Origin of the sequence: Actinotalea ferrariae CF5-4, from assembly GCF_000603945.1 — a bacterium.
Classification (GTDB): Bacteria; Actinomycetota; Actinomycetes; order Actinomycetales; family Cellulomonadaceae; genus Actinotalea; species Actinotalea ferrariae.
Map to the genome: position 1 here is coordinate 1 of NZ_AXCW01000385.1, position 1,728 is coordinate 1,728.

Annotated in this window: 2 protein-coding genes; both read left to right on the forward strand. The window is 76.9% G+C overall.

Annotated features, from left to right (window positions below):
* Positions 1–57 precede the first annotated feature (57 nt).
* Positions 58–597: a helix-turn-helix transcriptional regulator gene (locus tag N866_RS22655; RefSeq protein WP_281173281.1), complete on the forward strand. Its 540-nt coding sequence runs from the start codon at positions 58–60 to the stop codon at positions 595–597.
* Between the two features lie 107 nt (positions 598–704).
* The coding region (locus tag N866_RS18040) for an HRDC domain-containing protein (RefSeq protein ID WP_034229278.1) at positions 705–1,728 on the forward strand (1,024 nt) is incomplete at its 3' end.

Below are 1,728 nucleotides of genomic sequence, written 5' to 3' on the forward strand. Positions count from 1 at the left end.
CCGATGGACCGGCATCAGCAGCACCGATCGCTTCGCGCCTTACCCCGGGAGCACCCCGTGACCGTCGAGCACGTCCGCACCGCACCCACGCTGGGTCGTCCCAGCGGTACCCCGGCCTCGGCCTCTCCCGTCGCCCGTCGGACCGTCGTCGGCACCCCTCAGCGTCGGCCCGGTCGTGCGCCGCTGTGCCTGGTGGTCCCCGAGCTGGGCGAGGGCGACGGCACCTCGCTGCTGCGGACCCTGCGTCGCCGCGAGTCCACCCATGCGGTGCTGCTCACGCGCAAGGCCGGCCGCCGCGAGCTGGTGGCCCTCCTCGGCGGCGGTGTCCGCGGCGCCGTGACGGCCGAGACCCCCGGGGCCGTCCGGATCGTCGGCCGTGCGCCGGCTCCCGCCCGCACCGGCCCGGAGCTCACCGCACGCGAGCTCGGCGTCCTCCAGCTCGTGTCCGAGGGGCGCACCAACCGGGACATCGGCGAGGTCCTCCAGCTCTCGGCCCTCACCGTCAAGAGCCACCTGGCGCGGATCTCCCGCAAGATCGGCACCGGCGACCGGGCCGAGATGGTCGCGTTCGCGATCCGGAGCTCCCTGCTGCGCTGACGGCGCACTCCCGGGCAGTCTCGGGCCGTCTCGGGCACCGTCGGCCCGGCCCGCCCGCCCGGCCTGTCGGCACGGGGAGCATGGTGCGGACCGTCTAGCGTGGTCGCATGCCCCCGCCCACGACCGTCGGCCAGGACGCCGCGCCGCGTGACGAGCCGGACATCACCCCGCTCACCGACCCGAGCGACGGGGTCCCCCCGGTCGTCGAGACACCGGCAGCGCTGGCGGACGTGGTGGAGGCGTTCCGCGCGGGTACCGGGCCCGTCGCCGTGGATGCCGAGCGTGCCTCCGGCTACCGCTACGGGCAGCGCACCTACCTGGTCCAGCTCCGGCGAGCCGGAGCCGGCACCGCGCTGATCGACCCCGTTCCCCTGCCCGACCTCGGCGCGCTGTCCCGAGCGCTGGAGGGTGTGGAGTGGGTGCTCCACGCCGCGTCGCAGGACCTCCCGGGCCTGGCCGAGCAGAACATGCGCCCGGACGCCGTCTTCGACACCGAGCTCGCGGCGCGGCTCCTCGGCATGGAGCGGGTGGGCCTGGCGGCCGTGGTCGCCGAGGTCCTGGGCCTGGGCCTGGCCAAGGAGCACTCGGCCGTCGACTGGTCGACGCGCCCCCTGCCCGCCGAGTGGCTGCGGTACGCGGCGCTCGACGTCGAGGTGCTCGTCCTGCTGCGCGAGGAGCTCGGCCGACGTCTGGAGGACGCCGGCAAGGCCGAGTGGGCCCGCCAGGAGTTCGAGGCGGTGCGCACCGCGCCGCCCGCGCCGCCGCGGGTCGACCCGTGGCGGCGCATCTCCGGCCTGCACACGCTGCGCGACGCGCGCCGGGTCGCGGTCGCCCGGGAGCTGTGGCTCCTCCGGGACGCCGAGGCGCGCCGACGTGACCTGTCACCGGGCAGGGTCCTGCCGGACTCCGCCATCGTCGCGGCCGCGACCGCCCTGCCGACCTCGGTCGAGCAGCTCGTAGCCCTGCGGCCCTTCTCGGGCAAGGCCACCCGGCGCAAGGCCGAGCAGTGGTTCTCGGCCGTGCAGCGTGCGCTCGCCCTGCCGGACTCCGCGCTGCCGTCCGTCCGCGGGCCGCGCGGGGACGGCCCACCCCCGCCGCGCAGCTGGGCGGACCGGGACCCGGCCGCCGCCA